Below are 17488 nucleotides of genomic sequence, written 5' to 3'. Positions count from 1 at the left end.
AAAAACTTTTTTATAATATTGTACGAACAAAAATATTAAGTCATGGAAAATCAATTAGAAACAACTGCAAAAACATTCGAATTAACCAAAGGAATAAATGAGAAATTTCCTGCTATTTTAACTGAAAGTGCTATTCTTTTCTTAACTGAGTTGCATGATAGGTTTAATGATAAGAGAATTGAATTACTTGAAAAAAGAAATGAACAACAGCAAAAATTTGATGAAGGAGAATTACCTAGTTTTCCAAAAGAGACAAAAGACATTCGAGAAAAAGATTGGTTTGCAGGAACAACTCCTGAGGATTTACTAGACAGAAGGGTAGAAATTACAGGTCCAGTTGACAGAAAAATGGTCATTAATGCTTTAAATTCTGGTGCCAAAACATTTATGGCAGATTTTGAAGATAGTACTTCACCTACTTGGAGTAATTTAATGAATGGGCAACAAAATTTAAAAGATGCAGTTGAAAAAACGATTTACTTATTTGATGAAAAGAAAAATAAGGAATATAAGCTAAATGATGAAACAGCCGTTTTGATGGTTAGACCCAGAGGAATTCATTTAAATGAAAAACATATTCTAATAAATAAAGAAGAAACTTCAGGTTCATTAGTAGATTTTGGTTTGTATGTGTTTCATAATCATAAAACTTTAGCAGAAAATAACACGGCTCCTTATTTCTATTTGCCAAAATTAGAACATTATTTAGAAGCAAGATGGTGGAATGATATTTTTGAATTTACTGAAGAATATTTAGATATTAAGAAAGGCACTTTAAAAGCAACAGTTCTTGTAGAAACCATAACGGCAAGTTTTCAGTTAGATGAGATTATTTATGAATTGAGGAATCATATTGTTGGATTGAATTGTGGTCGTTGGGATTATATTTTTTCCTATATCAAAAAGTTTAGAAATAATGATAAGTTTATTGTGCCAGATAGAGATCAGGTTACGATGACAAGTCCATTCATGAAAGCTTATTCAGAATTGGTTATCCAAAGATGTCATAAAAGAAATATTCATGCAATTGGTGGAATGGCAGCACAAATTCCTATTAAGAATGATGAAGATGCTAATGAAATTGCTTTTAATAAAGTGAAGGCAGATAAAGAACGTGAAGTCAAAAATGGTCATGATGGCACTTGGGTTGCTCATCCAGATTTAGTTGAAGTAGCTATGAGGGTTTTTGATGAAAACATGCCAACGAAAAATCAAATCCACGTAAAAAGAAATGAATTAACTATTATAGAAGCTGATTTGTTAGAAGTACCAACTGGTACAATTACTGAACAAGGTGTTAGAAAAAACATTAACATTTCTGTTTTATACATTGCTTCATGGTTAAATGGTCAAGGTGCAGCAGCTTTAAATCATTTAATGGAAGATGCAGCAACAGCAGAAATTTCTCGCTCACAATTATGGCAATGGTTACGAAATACAGTAGTTCTAGACAATGGGAAAGCATTAACTGAAAAATATTACGACAAAATTGCGATGGAAGAATATGAAAAAATTAGAAATCAAGTAGGAGATGAGAATCATGAAAAATATAATTATAGATTGGCCGAACAACTTTTAGATATTTTAGTAGTCAACTATAATTTCATCGATTTTTTAACGCTTACAGGATATAAATACATTTAACACAACCCTATATTATAAATAAAATGAAAACACAAGAAACAAGAATCCAGGAATTAGTAACTGATTGGTTAACAAACGAAAGATGGAAAGGTATAGAACGTCCTTACACAGCAGAAGAAGTTGTTAAACTACAAGGCTCCTATAAAGTAGAACATAGTATTGCAAAAATGGGTGCTGAAAAACTGTGGAGAAAACTAAATAGCCAAGATTTTGTTGCTGGATTAGGTGCTTTAACAGGAAATCAAGCAATTCAAGAAGTAGAAGCAGGTTTAGAGGCAATTTATCTAAGCGGTTGGCAAGTAGCTGCAGATGCTAATGTAGCTGGAGAAATGTATCCAGATCAATCGTTGTATCCTGCTAATAGTGTGCCTCTTGTGGTAAAAAGAATTAATAATGCTTTACTGAGAGCCGACCAAATTCAGGTGGTGAATCAAACAGCAGAAAAAGATAAAAAAGATTATTTAGTACCAATTGTTGCCGATGCAGAAGCTGGTTTTGGAGGTAATTTAAATGCTTTCGAATTAATGAAATCGATGATTGAAGCTGGTGCTGCTGGTGTGCATTTTGAGGATCAATTAAGTTCAGCAAAAAAATGTGGTCACTTAGGTGGAAAAGTATTGGTTCCAACTCAAGAAGCGATTAATAAATTAGTGGCAGCACGTTTAGCAACTGATGTAATGGGAACACCCACTTTAATTGTAGCTCGCACAGATGCAGATGCAGCTAATTTATTAACAAGTGATATTGATCCAAGAGATGCAAAGTTCATAACTGGTGAAAAAACAAGCGAAGGATTTTTTTATGTGAAATCTGGGATTGAGCAAGGAATTGACAGAGGATTGAGTTATGCTCCTTATGCAGATTTAATTTGGATGGAAACAAGTAATCCAGATTTAAAATACGCTAAGCAATTTGCAGATGCTATTCATGCAAAATATCCAGGAAAAATGTTGGCTTACAATTGTTCGCCATCTTTCAATTGGGCTGCTAAATTAAGCGTTGCAGAAATGGAAACGTTTAGAGAAGACTTAGCAGCAATGGGTTATAAATTCCAATTTATTACTCTAGCTGGGTTCCATGCTTTAAATACAAGTATGTTTGAATTATCAAAAGCATACAAAGAAAGAGGTATGGCTGGTTACTCAGAATTACAAGAAAGAGAATTTGCTTTACAAAAAGACGGTTTCAAAGCTGTAAAACACCAAGGATTTGTAGGAACAACCTACTTTGATGCGGTTCAAAATACCGTTACTAACAATAGATCTTCAACAACAGCAATGAAGGATTCTACTGAAGTAGCGCAGTTTTAATTTATTTTTAGACAATTTGGTTTGACAAAAATGCCTTGGGAATTTCTCAAGGCATTTTTTTTATAAAAAATACCCGTTGGGTGTAATTATTTGCAGTAAAAAAATTGACTAGATATTGGTCAAGATACTGAAATTCAAAATCTTGAAATCGCCCAACAAGCCAATATCTATGTCAAATATAGTGAAAAATTATTTTAGAGTTTTAGAAGTTATAAGTTCTTTGAATTGTAAATTAGAGAATAGATCAGATGTTTGAAGAAAACAAAAAATATCTGATTTAGAAGTAGTTGCATTGAGTTTGATGGCTGAATTTATGTCTGTTGATAATGAAAACTCCCTGTTTAAAGAGATAAATAGTGAACAAATTTCCAATTTAATTGAATGAAGTCAGTTCAATAAAAGAAGACGAAAATTGTTTTTATTTTTAGAAGAAGTAAAAACAAAATTGGCATCTCGATTTTTAGAATTTGAAGATTATTCCATCGTGGACAGTATACCGTTGGAGGTTTGCAAATTTGCTCGTCATAGGAGAATTAAAATCTGCAAAAATGAGTTTGAAACTACTCTTTCAAAAGGGTTTTGTGCTTCTCAAAATAATTGTTTTATGGATATAAATTGCATGGAATTTATTCTATAACTGGAGTTTTTCACTCATTAGATATTACAAAAGCAGAAGTTCACGATGTTCATTTTTTAAAAAACATAAAACAACAAATGTCTGATTGTGTGTTGCTTGGATATAGAGATTACTTGTCTCAAAGCATTCAATTAGATTTGTTTCAAACGGTAAATATTAAATTAGAAACCCCAAAAAGGACTAATCAAAAAGATTATAAGCAAAACCTTATATATTTAGGAAATCAAGAAAAGAATTGAAACATTATTTTCGCAATTATTTGATCCGTTTAGAATTAGAAACAATTATGCTAAAACTTTTGAAGGTTTTAAAACAAGAATTTTAGTAAAAATAACAGCATTAGCATTGGTTCAATATATCAATAAATTCATTTTTGATAGACCAATGAACCATATAAAAATCAAACAATTTAATTACACCTAACGGGCTATAAATTAAGCAAACAATATAATACCAAAATTTAACGATTTAATTACAAAAAAATCCCACTAAAATTTAAAATTCTAGTGGGGTTTTTCCTTTTGTCAAAATGACAATGTGATATGTATATTTATAAATATTACCTCACTCTCTTGCGAATATCTTCTAAAGCATGGTCAATTAAAAGTTTTCCATCTCTGAAGACTTCTTTCATTTCGCCTTGTTGCTCTTCGTTCCAAGAAACATTATCTGTTAAGGTGTAATTTCCATCTACTAAATCGATTTTCATTAAGCCTTTGGCTGATTTTTTGGTTCCGTCATCTGTAATTGGGTCTTTAAAAATAGCTCTTCCTTCTCCATTTACTTCTCCATAAGTTGCTTTCATAGCAAATCCAAAGGTGTCACGCGTATTATATTGATACGTAAACGAACCAATTCCTAGAACGACATTGGTAGATGCAAATCCTTTTTTCTTTAATTCTTCACAAATTTGGGTAGCTCTATCAATCGTGATACTATCTCCGTAAATCGCTCCAATTTGTGGGACCAACTCTTTGTAGCCTTTTGCATTAGTAGTTCCTCCAAAAGTATCCCAAAGCAGCTCTACCACTCCTTTTCGTTCTTGCTCGGTTTTTCCGTTTGGATTTCCGCATAAAATATGGATTGGATCACCACTATCTGGTCTAACGACTACTTTTCCTTCTCTGCTTACAATTTCATCTTTTAATCTTGGTAAATAATCGGTTAATACTTTCCATAAATCCCAAGTATCAGAAACGATAGATACAATTCCTTTTGGATAAACTTCGCAAATTAATCTTTTGAAAGTATCATATTCTCCTTCTGTTGTTCCCATACACATTACAGAATGTTCAGTTGCTGCTACGGAACCACCTATTAATGTTGCATCGGAATTTGCGTTATAATATTCTTCTAAGAAATCAATTGCTGGAATAGTATCTGTTCCTGTGAAACTCAATAAGTGACCCGCTGCTGAAATTACGGCTGCTTCAATTCCTGCCATTCCTCTCATAGAGAAATCATGTGCTTGCCAATCCACAAATTCTGTAATTGAGGAGGTTTCATGAGCATACTTATCTAATACTTTTCGATATTGTTTCGCAATGGTAGCCGAATTGCATGGCATCCAAACTACTGCTGAAAGTAAGGTTTCAAAATAATTGGTTAACCAAAAGAATTCTGATTTTGTATTGTACATGGTGAACATTGGTGTACGAATAGGTACAGAAACTCCTTCTGGTAATGCTTTAAACGCCATAGGAATATAGCCTAAATCGTGTAAGTCTTCAATATGTTGTATTCCAACTTGGTTTTCTCCTAAATAATTATTAATTCTCCGAGCGTATTTTTTAGCTACTTCTTCTTTTGGTTTACCAAAGAAATGTGCTTGAAAATCTTCTAGAATATATTTTTTAATGAAATATTGTAAGCCAAAGAAAACTACCTCATCAATTCCTTCTATTCTTGATTTTCTTGGTGTCCAGTTGGAATATACTAAGGTTGTTCCGTTTGGGTATTGTCTTCTGTGATCTACTTTGTAACCGTCGGTTAATAGTAATGGGTTCATAATAATTATGTTTTACTTTATTGCTTTAAAAAATTTAGATTCTGGTGAATAAGAACCATAAATTGTGTCAAATTTAGTCTTTAATTTATCAAAATTAACTTCTTGTTTGTATTGATCCAAACAGGTTATTACTAAATTGCATTTTGTTGCTTTTGAATATATTTGGTCAATTTGCATTGCATGAAGTAACAACTCTTCGTCTAATTCTCCAAATCGAAGTTCTTTTTGAAATTCATTATATATACAAGTTTCTTCTTCATTGTTTACCAATTGCATTTCTTTTTCATTTGGCATCCAACCACTTCCATGTCTTGTGATGTAACATCTAGAAACATAAAATAGTTCTACATCTTGAATGTCTAACTTTTTACAAATTTCTATTGCGTTTTTTGAAGTTGTATTCGCATAAGTCACATTTGGAAATACACCATGATCCATATCCAACAAAACGCCTTGACTACCTTCAAAGATAAGGGTTTCATAGTTTTTTAATGCATTGTAATTGGCAATTTTCCAATCTATTCTTTCAATGCATTCTAAGAAGTATGCTACTTCATTTTGTAATTCAATAGTATTGGAAACACCATAATAAAATCCTATGTTTTTCAGTTTTTCAATTAGAAGATTTTGTGGTCCAACTAAATCTATGGCAAATAATTTATACGGCCCTTCGTTTCTTTTCATGGTGGCTCCAATTCCTTTTCCACATGAACCATGTACTAAGTTCTTGGAATTATTTCTATTTTGCCAAACATCAAATGGTGTAGTTATTTTTGCTAATGGATGAATGTATAAAGTGGTGTTTCCTTCTTTTTCTTTTAATTCAAGAAATTCATTGTATAAAAGTGATGGATGAATCGTACAATGTTCGCTAAAATAAGAGGGTAATCCTCGCAAAGCTCCACTTGCAAAACTAGAATGCACGTGCTTTTTTCCGTTTAAGATTACTGTGTGAGCTGCTTGTTGGCCACCTGAAAAACGGATTACTATAGCTTCGGGATTTTGGCTACAAAGAAAATCGGTTGTGATACCTTTTCCTTCATCGCCAAATCCTAAACCTATAACAATTTTTGCTTTTTTCATTTATAACATATCAATATGATCAAATCCTGTTGTTTCAGAGGTGCTTGAATCTCCTGTTAACCCTGATTTTGACTTGTATTTTTCACAAATGATGGTTTTAATAACATCTGGAATGGTTTTATAGTCTTCCACCGAAATGCAATTTTCTCCTAGCACTTCTTTCCAACCAATTTCTGCTGTTTGTGCTCTTGTAGAATGTAATACACTTATGTGGTAGACTTCGTATCGTTTTTTGGCTTCAGCCAATAATTCTAAATCACTATACGTTTGTTCTCCGCTTCCCATAATTTCTTTGATAGCAGAAGCTGGCAACACTTTCAAATTAGGTTCATCTCCAATGGTGAATAACAATCCTTTTTGGTTTCTTTTTTCGAAAGCGTCGATTTTAGTATGAAACGCTGCAAAATACCATGCTAATAAATAACTCTCTCCTGCATTTCCTCCACCACCCGATTCGATATAGGTTCTGGTTAACCACATGTCTAATTCTTCATCACCCGATTCGAATTGTCCTACTTGCAACGGATAACCATCGCATTCATGATCACCAATTCCTAGAAAAAGAAGTGCTGGATCTGGAACACCTCCATCTATAATTCCTCCCATTAGTTTTGGTAAACCTTCTTTTACTAATTCGTGTGGAATATGCCCCATACTTCCTGTTACGTCTAATCCTAAGATGATTGGGTATGAATTAGGATTTGCTTCAGAATCTCTAGCTTCTCTAAAGGTTACTCCATTAGGATTCATTGACTCATGTGCCTTTCTTAATCTATTCTGTGTGAAAATTTCATTAGCGGCTTTTGAAGCATATCCTTCTTTTGCTGCTTTACTAAGACGTGCACTAAAATTATATTTTGTTCCTCCCATGATTAATATGTTTTACCGAATAAGTATTCGTATCTTGTTTTTGCTATTTCAAATTGGATTTTTAGGTTTCTAATACTCAAAGACAATTCGATATCTCTTTGTACAAAAGTATCTGGATTGAAATCGGCAAAGGTTAGGCTATTTTTGTCTAACGGACTAATGTCGATACAGCTTTCTTGTTCTCTTTCTAATCGTTTTATTTTTAATTCGATGTCTTCAATGCGTCTTTTATAGATTAGTTCTGAGTCTTCTGCAATGGCTTTGGCTCTATCTTCTCTTATTTGGTCGTTGTTTCTTCGTAAAGCATCAACGAATCTTGGTTTTAAATCGTCACTCATATTTTTAGTTTTTATAGTTTTAGAATGTTTCTATTTTCTTATTATTATTTATCAGTTATTCTACCTCAAAGATACGTTCGTAAAGGCTTCTTCAAATCATCATAAATAATGATTTTCTTATCTTCTTCTAATTTCTTCCTCTTTCGTTTGGATATAAAGTTTGTACGACATCACTTTGCCAAAATTCTTTTGTTTCTATATCTAAACAAGTTAGTTTTCCCATGAAAGCTGCTCCAGTATCTATATTCCAAACGTTTGCTTTGTTCATTGGAAATTCTTCTCCATAATTTGTCGTTGGAGTATGTCCAATATAAATCTCATTATAATGTTTCAATCTTTTTGGATATAAAATAGAATCAATTTGTATTGTCTTATCCATTATTAAAACTGTTTCCCACAAAGTTCTATCGAAATAATAATTAGATTCGTATTCTTCTTTTCCCACTCCATGAATGGAAGTAAATCCTGCATGAAGAAATAGATTATTATTCTCGTCTATATGATAGTTTTTCAATTGTTGAAAAAAGATTTTGTGGTCTTCGTTAATTACATAACCTGTTTTCAAATAACTAGCTTTAGTTAATTTCCCACCATGTTCTTCCCAAACTGGATTTGAAGCTCCCAACTCTAGCCATCTTCCACACCACAGATCATGATTCCCTTTGATGAAAATACATTCTTGTTTTTCTGCTACTTCAATTAAAAATTGAATCGTTTCTGCTGATTCACTCCAACCATCTACATAATCTCCTAAGAAAATTAAGGTATCATCAATAGTGATTTTTGCTCTTTCAAATAATTGTTCTAAAGCTTTTAATCCTCCGTGTATGTCTCCGAAAACGAGTGTTCTTTTTTGTTTCATTTTAATAATCCCAAATTAATCCATTTTCATTTAAACGAAACTGATATTTTTGTGTATCTCCAAAGGTTTGATAGTCTTTATAATTTCCGTTTATTATTTCATCATAAGCCAAAAACATTTGATTCGATGCAATATGAAATGGCATTCTTCCACAACCTGTTGCTAACCCTGGAATAGCGACCGTTTTGATGGCTTCATTATTTTTGCAAGCAATTAATATGGCTTTCATCGCTAAATAAGCATTGACAGATGTTGCAATATTGAAACTCATTGGCACACGCATAGTTGGTGCTGAAATTAGAAATGGAATTCTCTCATTTCCTGTAGCCAAAGTAATAGATTTTCCAATTAGTAATTCTCTTTCGTCTAACTGAGCAATTTGTGCTTGTAATTCTTTTTGTAAATGCCAACCTAGTTTTTCAGAAAGATGCAAATCCAAACCTCCATCCATAAATCCGAAGGAATTTGCTGGACTTACTATGGCATCGCATTCGACCTCTAAAATATCTTGATTGATTACCTCAACATTTGGACAGTTTTTGAAATCTTCTTTCCAAGCTGTGCCTAATTCCTCTTCTCTGTATACTAATTTAACTTGTAACATGTTTTTAAAATTCAATATATTCTACTGGTATTTTATCAGTAAGCCAAACTCCGTTTTCTGATATGTAAAATTTGAGACCATCTTTGTGCATTTTTGGTGCATTAATACTCAAAATTATGGGTTTTCCTCTTCTACTTCCTACTTTTATGGCTGTTTCTCTGTCTTGACTTAAATGTACGTGTTGTCGGCTCATTTTTTGTAAGCCTTCTTTACGAATGGATTCCATAAATTTATCTACTGTTCCATGATATAGAAAATGTAATGGTTCAACTTCTTTTAATTCTAATTCGACCGAAATGGAATGCCCTTGACTGGCTCTTATTTTAGTTTTATCTTCATTGAAAGCAAATCTCTTTTTATCATTGTTTTCGACTACGTAATCGAGTAGCGTATTATCTAATTTCTTATGAAACTTATTACATTGTGTAAGTAGCTCGTCTACATTTGCCCATCCATTTTCGTCTAGGGTTAATGCTATGGTTTCTGGTGCATGCCTTAGTACTAAACTAAGGAATTTGCTTATATTTTTGGTTTCTATCATAAACATATCGCTCCGCTGGAGCTAGTTCTCTTATTATATATATTAAACTCCGCTGGAGTTTATAAAAGTTGTTCGTACAACTTGTAATTTTCTTCATCAAAACATACAAAGGTTATTTCTAGTATGTTTTCAACTGGATATTGCTTAACGGTTTCAATGGCAATTTTTGCAGCTTCCTTTTTAGGAAAGTGATAAATTCCTGTACTAATATTTGGAAAAGCGATTGATTTTAATTGGTATTGCTCTGCTATTTTTAAACTGTTTTTATAACAATTAGCCAACAACTGTTTTTTTTCTTCTTTATCTCCATTCCAAACTGGACCAACTGTATGAATGACATATTGAGAAGGTAAATTTCCTGCTGTTGTGATAACTGCTTCACCAACATTACAACCTCCTTGCTTGTTTCTGATAGCAATACATTCTTCCAAAATGGCTTTCCCTCCTGTTCTATGTATGGCTCCATCAACTCCACCACCACCAAGCAAAGAAGTGTTAGCTGCGTTTACGATTGCGTCAGCGCTTATTTTTGTTATGTCGTCTTGTGTTAGTATTATTTTCATATATACATGTCGCTCCGATGGAATCTATAAATATTCCGCTCCGCTGGAGCTTTTTTTATCTTATTATGTTTAAATTATAAATATTAAACTCCGTTGGAGTTTTTAAAATCGCTTTCACTATTTCGCTTCTTTTACTAATACGTCAAATACTTTTTGCATTCCTGTTGTTGCTTTTTCTTTTACATAGATGGCTCTTCCTCCATAATTTCCTCCGTCATGTTCAGGATTAATGATGATTAGCTGTGCGTCGTTTTTAATAAAGCTTAACAAGTTGGCTGCTGGATAGACTTGCAAAGAGGTTCCAATTACCATAAAAATATCGGCTTGTTTTACTATTTCGATAGCGACAGGATATAAAGGCACATCTTCCCCAAACCAAACAATATCGGGTCTTAACTGGGAATTATCTTCTGCTTTATCTCCTATTTTTATATCTTCAAAACATTCGTATACTAATTTTCTATTAAGCGAGGAACACATTTTGTTTAATTCTCCGTGTAAGTGTATTATGTTGTTTGAACCTGCTCTTTCGTGCAAATCGTCTATGTTTTGTGTAATGATATGTACTTCGAAATGTTCTTCTAATTGTTTTACTAAATGATGGGCTTTATTGGGTTCTACTTCTTTTAGTTTTCGTCTTCTTTCGTTATAGAATTCTAATACTACTTCTCTGTTTTTTCTCCACCCTTCTGGTGAAGCGACATCTTCTACTTTGTGGTTGTGCCATAATCCATCTGCATCTCTGAAAGTTTGAATACCACTTTCTGCACTTATTCCTGCTCCGGTTAATATTGCTATTTTTTTCATTTTATTTCTTTTTAATCCACCCTTTATACTTTCTTTCTTATTTATAAACGGTTCTCGATACATTTTTTACTCCACTTCGTTACGCAAAAAACACTTGAACTGACGAACTAACTTATTAAAGAGAATCTATTTCTTTTAATCTTTCCTTCAAAGTTTCATTTTGAGAATTTTGGTACTTTTCTCCATAAAACACTTTTACTATTTTTATTTCTCCTACGATATTCTTATTAAACACTTCTAATTCTTCTGAGGGAATCCATAGTTCGTTATGGTTTTTATCGCCTACATTTTGAATTTCAAATTGCTGTAAATAATCACTATTGACATCGAAAGCAGTTACAATACCACAATAACCTGAAAATTCATCGGGTGTGTTCCATTCTTTTGCTATTTGTTCCGCATATTCTTGGTTCATTACTGGATAAAATATGGTTTGCCAATCTAGTCTGGGTGGAAAAGATTTGAAATCACTTTCTGTAATGAGTTCCATTTCTTTTAATCCTACTGGACGGTATAGTTTTGTTGTTTTCATTTTACTTCTTCTTTCATTCTATACATTACATCACTTCGTAATGCGTATTTGTAACCACTTTCTATTTTCTTTCCTTCATGTTTATAGGAATGATAAAAGACCAATAGATCACCTGTTTTAGGTTGGATTGTAAACAAATCTTCAAATTCGGTTTCACCTCCTTCAAATTCTTCATTAAGATAAATTAGGAATGTAAAAAAGCTTTTTTCTCTTTCATTTCTTTTAAAACTTCCATCTCTATGCATTTTAAATCGTTGTCCAGGACTGTATTTGTAAAAACGGAATAGTTCGTTTAATCCTATTCTATCATAATTCCCAATTTCATTGGATAATAAAGGTTCTGCTCTTTTGTATAGTTCAGTTGCTAGTACTTCATCTTTGTATAAAATCCTATCATTATCCCTCACACTTTTTAACATCGATTGGGTATTTGTTCCCGTTTGTACTTTTGCTTCTTCATAGCCTATTTGTTCACTTTTCTCTATTAAAGTATTACATTCTTCTTTGGATAGGAAGTTTTCTATTACAAATATGTCTTTGTTATAAATGATTTTTTTCATTGTTCTTTCTTAATTCGTCTCTAACTTCCATTAAAGCAAAACCTAACAAATTTAATCCTTTCCATTGTTTTGGATCTTCAATATGTGATCGTGTACCAATTCCCCAAATTTTATCAAATGGACTTGCTTCAACAATAATTTGATTATCAGTGTTTAATAAAAATTCTTTCAGATTTTTATTTTGACTAAACTTATGAATATTACCTTCAACTACAAGCTGATAGCAATTCTCCTTCCACAATACATCATCAAAATTCTTAACTGCTCTTCCGTATTTTTTAGCCATTGCAGGACTTTCATTAGCCAAAATATTCTCATATTGTTCCTTATCATCAAACAGCAAAGCTTTCTTTGCCATCATCCAATGTTCAGCAGTTTTATATTCTATTCCTTCAACTGTAAAACTACTTTTCCACCATTGACTGAAACAAGTTTTTGTGATTGTTCCGTCTTTTGAAGGTTGGTGACCCCAAAAGAATAGGAATTTATTTTCTGTATTTATATTTTCAATTGTATATTTCATATTTCTCACTTAATTTATCACATAGTTTTGTGATGTCGTTTTTTCTAGCTAATACATTAATCCATTCTTCTGGAATACTTTCATAACCATATAGTAATCCTGCTAATCCTCCTGCGATGGCTGCTGTTGTATCGGTGTCGCCTCCTAGATTTACTGCTTTTAACACTGTTTCTTCATAACTAGTGGAATTTAATACACACCATAGACTGGCTTCGAGGCTACTTAAAACATAACCACTTGAACTTATTTCTTTTTCTTCTAATTCAGCTAATTTGACTACTTCATAGCCTTCAACTTGATTTTCTAATATTCTATGAAATTTGTCTACTTCCGCTTGTGAACAAATAGGATTATTTGTTAGAAAATCATTTACTTTTTCTTTCATTTCTCCAAAAGCTTCCCCTTTATTTTTCCCTTCTAAAAGTAATAAAGCATATTCTATGTAAATAAAACAAGCTATTACAGATCTTATATGAGCGTGTGTTATTGATGAAACTTCTTTAACCGTATCAAATCTTTTGGTGATACTAAAATTTTTTACATAGAATAACAATGGAAGAATTCGCATTAACGAACCATTACCGTTATCTCTTTCAGATGTTCCGCCAGCAAGTAATGGATTTGTTCCATTTTCGATGGAATGAATGGCAAAGTTTGTAGCAATTCCTATATCGAAAACACGTCCATGTGGTGTCCAAAGTTGTTCTTGTCTCCAAAGCACGAAATTATTTGCAATGTCATTTACATTATATCCTTTGCACAAACTTTCAGCCAGACAAAAGGTTAGCGAACTGTCATCGCTCCATGTTCCTCTTGGTTGTGCATGTGAACCATTTTCTCGCATATTGGTTACTGGAAATCTAGCTAATAGTTCTCTGTCTTGAAATTCTACAGGAACGCCTAATGCATCTCCAACCGCTACTCCAAATAATGCGCTATATATCTTGTTTGTTTTCATTTTTTTATTCAGTTACTTTATGAAACTATTTCTTCAAAAGCTTTCAACACTTGCTTCTTTTCTGAAGAATCTCGAATAGCAAATACGATTTTTTTAAATGCTTTTGCATATTTTTCTTCTATTACTTTCCTAAATAAAGTTGCTACTTCTTTTGGTTCGTTTCTAAATACTCCACATCCCCAAGCTCCAAGAATTAGTGTTTCTATCTTTTGTTGATTTGCAATGTGTAAAACATGTTCAATTCTTTTAATAAAAACTTCTTCAATTTGTGCTATTTCCTCTGTTCTGTTCTGTTGTAACATAGCTCCTTTATTAGGCGCAGGTGAAGTTATAACGTCTACTACAATCTCATTTGTTAGTGTATGACCTTCATCATTAAACCAAAATAAAGTGGCTGGACTATAAATCATATAATCGGAATATAAAAAAGAACGCTGGTTTTTATTATATTCATACATGGTTTTGTCTTTAGTTAGCGAGGCATACAAACTTGATGATCTTGCCAAACTTTCTTCTTGTGCAGATGCACCTCCTAAAAAACCTCCTCCTGGATTTTTTGCTGATGCAAAATTTAGAATAGCTATTGTGGTATTATTTTCATAAAACATTGCCTCCATAGTAGAACAATTTTTAACTACTATTTCTGCTGATTCCTTATTTTCAATTATTGGCTTACTCATTATTGCACTCCATTCTTCTAGTGCTATAGTAAACGTTTTTTCAATATTGTTTTTTATTTGAAAATTGACATCTTTTTTCTCATTATTTACATAATAAAATCCGTCATCAATTATTTGTACTGTGCTTTGTGCTATTGCTAGCCTACTATTTTTATTCATTTTTTTAGTATTCCGTTTTTAGCTTAATTTTTTAGTATTCCGTTTTTAGCTTAATTTTTTAAATGAGTTTGGAATTTATTAGATTAGGTTCTCGATACATTTTTTGTTCCATTTCATTCCACAAAAAACACTCGAACTGACGTGTGAAATAATCTAATTCTCTGCTTTTTTAAAATTAAATCTGTTTTTTTGATTATCAATACTTATTCTCGATACATTTTTTGTTCCATTTCATTCCACAAAAAACACTCGAACTAATGTTTAACGAACTGTTATTTTATTTTTAATGGAATCACTTCTACTTTCTCATTCTCAATATCTTTAAAGGAGTTAGTAGTGAATATCTTTTTAAATACGCTTAAACTTTCAAATCCTTTGTTGAAAATACCGTGACTTATTGCTAAGTATAAGTTACCTGCATTTTTCTTTTTTAGTTCTTCGGCTAAGCCAATGAATGTGCCTCCTCCATCGCAAATGTCATCTACAATTAAACAGTCTTTACCTTGTAAATCTTCTGAATAGACTTTAAATCCTGACAATTTTCCTGTTTTGACGTCTCTACTTTTGCTGCATTCTATTACTTCTATTCCTCCTAAATATTCTGATACTTTGTAGATTTTCTTTAAAGCTCCTCCATCTGGTGAAATTAACAACACTTCACTTCCAATATTTTTAATCACTTTTTGTATGAAATCGTAATTAGTTACTACTTCGCAGTTGTTCAGCAAGGCTGGTGTTACTTCTGAGTGTGGGTCAAATACTTGAATTTTATCCAGATGAAGACCATTAATAATATCTGCATATACTTTAACTGATAATGGCTCACCAGGAATCATTACACGATCTTGTCTTGCTGCGGGAAAGTATGGAATAAAAGCATTTATGTTTTTTACACCCATTCTTCTTAAAGCATCTATAGCTAAAGAAAATAAGCCTAAATCATTGAAAGAATTTAATCGATGTGTAACGCACACAGTTTGCGTAGTATCAAAATTGGTAGTAATTTTTATATGTGGCTCTCCTCCTGAGAATATAAAACTTTGAAATTCAATAGTGTTTTGAGTTCCTAGAGGTGTAAAGTGAGTATCTAAATTAAGTATCATAACTATTTTGTGTTTATTTTACACAAATATATGATTTAATTTTTTATTGACAAAATAATATTTTGTGTTTTTTTTACACTAACTTAATTTCGAAGTGAATTCCCTCTTTTTCAAGACGCTTGTATTCAGCTGTATTGAAGGTATAGAGCTTGGCAGGACGGCCTGTTTTTTTTGTAGCATATTCTTCAGTTTCGATAATAAACCCAAAACTCATCATTTTTTTTCTAAAATTTCTTCGGTCAATTTCTTTACCAATGATGGTTGTATATAAATTTTCTAATTGGGAAAAAAGAAATTTATTGGGTAACAAATCAAAACCAACAGGTTGATAGGTTACTTTATTTTTTAATCTTTGAATACCCATTTGAATAATCTCATTATGGTCGAAAGCTAAATTAGGAATTTTATCGATTTCTATCCAGGATACATGCTCTGCATCCGTATCGGCAATTAGGGTAAGTTTGGAAGGATCTACCAAAGCGAAATAAGCAACAGAAATAACTCTATTTCTTGGATCTCTTGTAATATCATCACCAAAAGTGTATAATTGCTCTAAATAATTTACTGAAACGTTTGTTTCTTCTTTTAATTCGCGTTTCACAGCTTCTATTAGTGCTTCATCCTCTTGCACTAAACCACCAGGCAGCGCCCAATAGGTATTTTGACTTCCAAATTTTTGTTGGATTAATAAAACATATAGTTTGGATTTTTGGTAACCAAAAACAACAGCATCAACCGCTATTCTTATATTTTGATGATTTGCAGACATAAAAACGTGTATATACTACGCAAAGATAGTTTTTTTTGGTTTTACTGTATGTATTAAATGCTTTGTTTTGCTTTTCACTATACTTTTCAATTACTAATACTTCCTATTAAATACGTTATAAAGACGCTATATATACGCTATATATATGTTATAAATATTTGATTGACTCACACTTGACCCGTCCTAAAATAGCTATACAGATTGTCTCGTCTTGAAATGACTAAAAATTCGAAAGACTCTATTTTTAAAACCATACTTTCTATATTTGATTCCAGCAAAATCCAAATCTTTTCTTAAGACTGTTAGTGGTAATTTAAAAAAATAGACCGACTTGTCTGTTTTTTCGAAAATTTGTTTTACATTTGTCATGTGAAACATTCTGAAATAAAAAATAAAATCATTGAAACCGCTTCATTCTTATTTTATAAGAACGGATATAATTCAACAGGAATAAACGAAATCATTTCGGAATCGGGTATAGCCAAGGCTACGCTCTACAATCATTTTAAATCAAAAGAAGATATATGTCTTGCCTATCTTAAGTTTAAAAACACTACATTTTTAAAAGATATAGAAGCATTCTGTAATTCAAAGGAAAAAGGAAAGCCTCAAATATTGGCCATTTTCGATTTTCTTCAGCTTTTTTTTAAGGATAAGGATTTTAATGGGTGCTGGTGTATTAAAACAGTTTCTGAAATACCCAATGATAATGAAATAATTAGAAATGAAATACAAAAGCAAAAAAATCTTTTTATTTATTTAATTGCAACACTTATTACGAACAATCTTGAAAACATTGAAGAAGAAGAAAAAATAAACTCTCTTGCCAGACAAATTTACCTCCTTTATGAAAGTGCTGTTAGCGAAAGTCACTTGCATCAACAGGATTGGCCTATTAAGGAAACAAAGAATTTATGTTCGCAAATCATAAAATAAA

19 protein-coding genes and 1 pseudogene are annotated in these 17488 nt (G+C 31.9%); 4 read left to right on the top strand and 16 right to left on the bottom strand.

Features of this window, described 5'->3' with window-relative positions; genetic code table 11:
- Positions 1 to 42 precede the first annotated feature (42 nt).
- From aceB to ACULEV_RS18190, 3 genes and pseudogenes are all read left to right on the top strand, one after another.
- Positions 43 to 1644 carry a malate synthase A gene (aceB, locus tag ACULEV_RS18200; protein ID WP_445456474.1) on the top strand — a complete coding sequence of 534 codons (1602 nt, stop codon included), beginning with the start codon at positions 43 to 45 and terminating at the stop codon, positions 1642 to 1644.
- A gap of 23 nt (positions 1645 to 1667) precedes the next feature.
- Positions 1668 to 2954, top strand: coding sequence for an isocitrate lyase (gene aceA / locus ACULEV_RS18195; protein ID WP_445456473.1), 1287 nt, complete (start codon positions 1668 to 1670; stop codon positions 2952 to 2954).
- A 169-nt stretch (positions 2955 to 3123) separates the two neighbouring features.
- Positions 3124 to 4014, top strand: a pseudogene (locus ACULEV_RS18190) (IS982 family transposase).
- A gap of 136 nt (positions 4015 to 4150) precedes the next feature.
- On the opposite strand, the gene ACULEV_RS18185 reads toward ACULEV_RS18190, so the two are convergent.
- The 16 genes from ACULEV_RS18185 to ACULEV_RS18110 form a co-directional block, all read right to left on the bottom strand.
- Positions 4151 to 5599, bottom strand: a complete 1449-nt coding sequence (locus ACULEV_RS18185; protein WP_445456472.1) for a nicotinate phosphoribosyltransferase — start codon at positions 5597 to 5599, stop codon at positions 4151 to 4153.
- Between the two features lie 12 nt (positions 5600 to 5611).
- Positions 5612 to 6682, bottom strand: coding sequence for an adenylosuccinate synthetase (locus tag ACULEV_RS18180; RefSeq protein WP_445456471.1), 1071 nt, complete (start codon positions 6680 to 6682; stop codon positions 5612 to 5614).
- Entirely contained in the window at positions 6683 to 7552 is an 870-nt protein-coding gene (locus ACULEV_RS18175) for a hypothetical protein (protein WP_445456470.1), read from the bottom strand.
- A 2-nt stretch (positions 7553 to 7554) separates the two neighbouring features.
- Complete coding sequence (locus ACULEV_RS18170) at positions 7555 to 7890, bottom strand: hypothetical protein (RefSeq protein ID WP_445456469.1); 336 nt, start codon at positions 7888 to 7890, stop codon at positions 7555 to 7557.
- A 127-nt stretch (positions 7891 to 8017) separates the two neighbouring features.
- Positions 8018 to 8752, bottom strand: a complete 735-nt coding sequence (locus ACULEV_RS18165) for a metallophosphoesterase family protein (RefSeq protein WP_445456468.1) — start codon at positions 8750 to 8752, stop codon at positions 8018 to 8020.
- A gap of 1 nt (position 8753) precedes the next feature.
- Complete coding sequence (locus ACULEV_RS18160) at positions 8754 to 9356, bottom strand: macro domain-containing protein (RefSeq protein WP_445456467.1); 603 nt, start codon at positions 9354 to 9356, stop codon at positions 8754 to 8756.
- A gap of 4 nt (positions 9357 to 9360) precedes the next feature.
- Complete coding sequence (locus ACULEV_RS18155) at positions 9361 to 9897, bottom strand: RNA 2'-phosphotransferase (RefSeq protein ID WP_445456466.1); 537 nt, start codon at positions 9895 to 9897, stop codon at positions 9361 to 9363.
- A 59-nt stretch (positions 9898 to 9956) separates the two neighbouring features.
- The gene (locus tag ACULEV_RS18150) at positions 9957 to 10460 is read right to left on the bottom strand and encodes an O-acetyl-ADP-ribose deacetylase (protein ID WP_445456465.1); all 504 of its coding nucleotides are present in this window, start codon (positions 10458 to 10460) and stop codon (positions 9957 to 9959) included.
- Between the two features lie 117 nt (positions 10461 to 10577).
- Positions 10578 to 11267, bottom strand: coding sequence for a Sir2 family NAD-dependent protein deacetylase (locus ACULEV_RS18145; protein ID WP_445456464.1), 690 nt, complete (start codon positions 11265 to 11267; stop codon positions 10578 to 10580).
- A 115-nt stretch (positions 11268 to 11382) separates the two neighbouring features.
- Positions 11383 to 11799 carry an ADP-ribosylation/crystallin J1 gene (locus ACULEV_RS18140; RefSeq protein WP_445456463.1) on the bottom strand — a complete coding sequence of 139 codons (417 nt, stop codon included), beginning with the start codon at positions 11797 to 11799 and terminating at the stop codon, positions 11383 to 11385.
- The gene (locus ACULEV_RS18135) at positions 11796 to 12359 is read right to left on the bottom strand and encodes a 2OG-Fe(II) oxygenase (protein ID WP_445456462.1); all 564 of its coding nucleotides are present in this window, start codon (positions 12357 to 12359) and stop codon (positions 11796 to 11798) included. The genes ACULEV_RS18140 and ACULEV_RS18135 overlap by 4 nt, the downstream gene beginning before the upstream one ends.
- Complete coding sequence (locus tag ACULEV_RS18130) at positions 12340 to 12882, bottom strand: NADAR family protein (RefSeq protein WP_445456461.1); 543 nt, start codon at positions 12880 to 12882, stop codon at positions 12340 to 12342. Before ACULEV_RS18130 ends, ACULEV_RS18135 begins: the two co-directional genes overlap by 20 nt.
- The gene (locus tag ACULEV_RS18125) at positions 12866 to 13840 is read right to left on the bottom strand and encodes an ADP-ribosylglycohydrolase family protein (RefSeq protein ID WP_445456460.1); all 975 of its coding nucleotides are present in this window, start codon (positions 13838 to 13840) and stop codon (positions 12866 to 12868) included. Before ACULEV_RS18125 ends, ACULEV_RS18130 begins: the two co-directional genes overlap by 17 nt.
- A gap of 17 nt (positions 13841 to 13857) precedes the next feature.
- On the bottom strand, positions 13858 to 14679 hold the full coding sequence (locus tag ACULEV_RS18120) for a TIGR02452 family protein (RefSeq protein ID WP_445456459.1): 822 nt from the start codon (positions 14677 to 14679) through the stop codon (positions 13858 to 13860).
- A gap of 272 nt (positions 14680 to 14951) precedes the next feature.
- Positions 14952 to 15782: a ribose-phosphate diphosphokinase gene (gene prs / locus ACULEV_RS18115; protein ID WP_445456458.1), complete on the bottom strand. Its 831-nt coding sequence runs from the start codon at positions 15780 to 15782 to the stop codon at positions 14952 to 14954.
- A gap of 73 nt (positions 15783 to 15855) precedes the next feature.
- The gene (locus tag ACULEV_RS18110; protein WP_445456457.1) at positions 15856 to 16551 is read right to left on the bottom strand and encodes an NUDIX hydrolase; all 696 of its coding nucleotides are present in this window, start codon (positions 16549 to 16551) and stop codon (positions 15856 to 15858) included.
- A gap of 369 nt (positions 16552 to 16920) precedes the next feature.
- On the opposite strand from ACULEV_RS18110, the gene ACULEV_RS18105 reads away from it, so the two are divergent.
- A complete protein-coding gene (locus ACULEV_RS18105; protein WP_445456456.1) occupies positions 16921 to 17487 on the top strand; it encodes a TetR/AcrR family transcriptional regulator in 567 nt (188 codons plus the stop codon).
- Position 17488 lies beyond the last annotated feature (1 nt).

The sequence above is a fragment of the Flavobacterium sp. HNIBRBA15423 genome, from assembly GCF_052655965.1.
This window is presented reverse-complemented; position numbering and strand designations above follow the sequence as displayed.

Excerpts from the sequence above, each read along its gene's own strand:
- aceB (WP_445456474.1), top strand. The coding sequence starts at position 43 with ATGGAAAATCAATTAGAAACAACTGCAAAAACATTCGAATTAACCAAA.
- aceA (WP_445456473.1), top strand. The coding sequence starts at position 1,668 with ATGAAAACACAAGAAACAAGAATCCAGGAATTAGTAACTGATTGGTTA.
- ACULEV_RS18185 (WP_445456472.1), bottom strand. The coding sequence starts at position 5,599 with ATGAACCCATTACTATTAACCGACGGTTACAAAGTAGATCACAGAAGA.
- ACULEV_RS18180 (WP_445456471.1), bottom strand. The coding sequence starts at position 6,682 with ATGAAAAAAGCAAAAATTGTTATAGGTTTAGGATTTGGCGATGAAGGA.
- ACULEV_RS18175 (WP_445456470.1), bottom strand. The coding sequence starts at position 7,552 with ATGGGAGGAACAAAATATAATTTTAGTGCACGTCTTAGTAAAGCAGCA.
- ACULEV_RS18170 (WP_445456469.1), bottom strand. The coding sequence starts at position 7,890 with ATGAGTGACGATTTAAAACCAAGATTCGTTGATGCTTTACGAAGAAAC.
- ACULEV_RS18165 (WP_445456468.1), bottom strand. The coding sequence starts at position 8,752 with ATGAAACAAAAAAGAACACTCGTTTTCGGAGACATACACGGAGGATTA.
- ACULEV_RS18160 (WP_445456467.1), bottom strand. The coding sequence starts at position 9,356 with ATGTTACAAGTTAAATTAGTATACAGAGAAGAGGAATTAGGCACAGCT.
- ACULEV_RS18155 (WP_445456466.1), bottom strand. The coding sequence starts at position 9,897 with ATGATAGAAACCAAAAATATAAGCAAATTCCTTAGTTTAGTACTAAGG.
- ACULEV_RS18150 (WP_445456465.1), bottom strand. The coding sequence starts at position 10,460 with ATGAAAATAATACTAACACAAGACGACATAACAAAAATAAGCGCTGAC.
- ACULEV_RS18145 (WP_445456464.1), bottom strand. The coding sequence starts at position 11,267 with ATGAAAAAAATAGCAATATTAACCGGAGCAGGAATAAGTGCAGAAAGT.
- ACULEV_RS18140 (WP_445456463.1), bottom strand. The coding sequence starts at position 11,799 with ATGAAAACAACAAAACTATACCGTCCAGTAGGATTAAAAGAAATGGAA.
- ACULEV_RS18135 (WP_445456462.1), bottom strand. The coding sequence starts at position 12,359 with ATGAAAAAAATCATTTATAACAAAGACATATTTGTAATAGAAAACTTC.
- ACULEV_RS18130 (WP_445456461.1), bottom strand. The coding sequence starts at position 12,882 with ATGAAATATACAATTGAAAATATAAATACAGAAAATAAATTCCTATTC.
- ACULEV_RS18125 (WP_445456460.1), bottom strand. The coding sequence starts at position 13,840 with ATGAAAACAAACAAGATATATAGCGCATTATTTGGAGTAGCGGTTGGA.
- ACULEV_RS18120 (WP_445456459.1), bottom strand. The coding sequence starts at position 14,679 with ATGAATAAAAATAGTAGGCTAGCAATAGCACAAAGCACAGTACAAATA.
- prs (WP_445456458.1), bottom strand. The coding sequence starts at position 15,782 with ATGATACTTAATTTAGATACTCACTTTACACCTCTAGGAACTCAAAAC.
- ACULEV_RS18110 (WP_445456457.1), bottom strand. The coding sequence starts at position 16,551 with ATGTCTGCAAATCATCAAAATATAAGAATAGCGGTTGATGCTGTTGTT.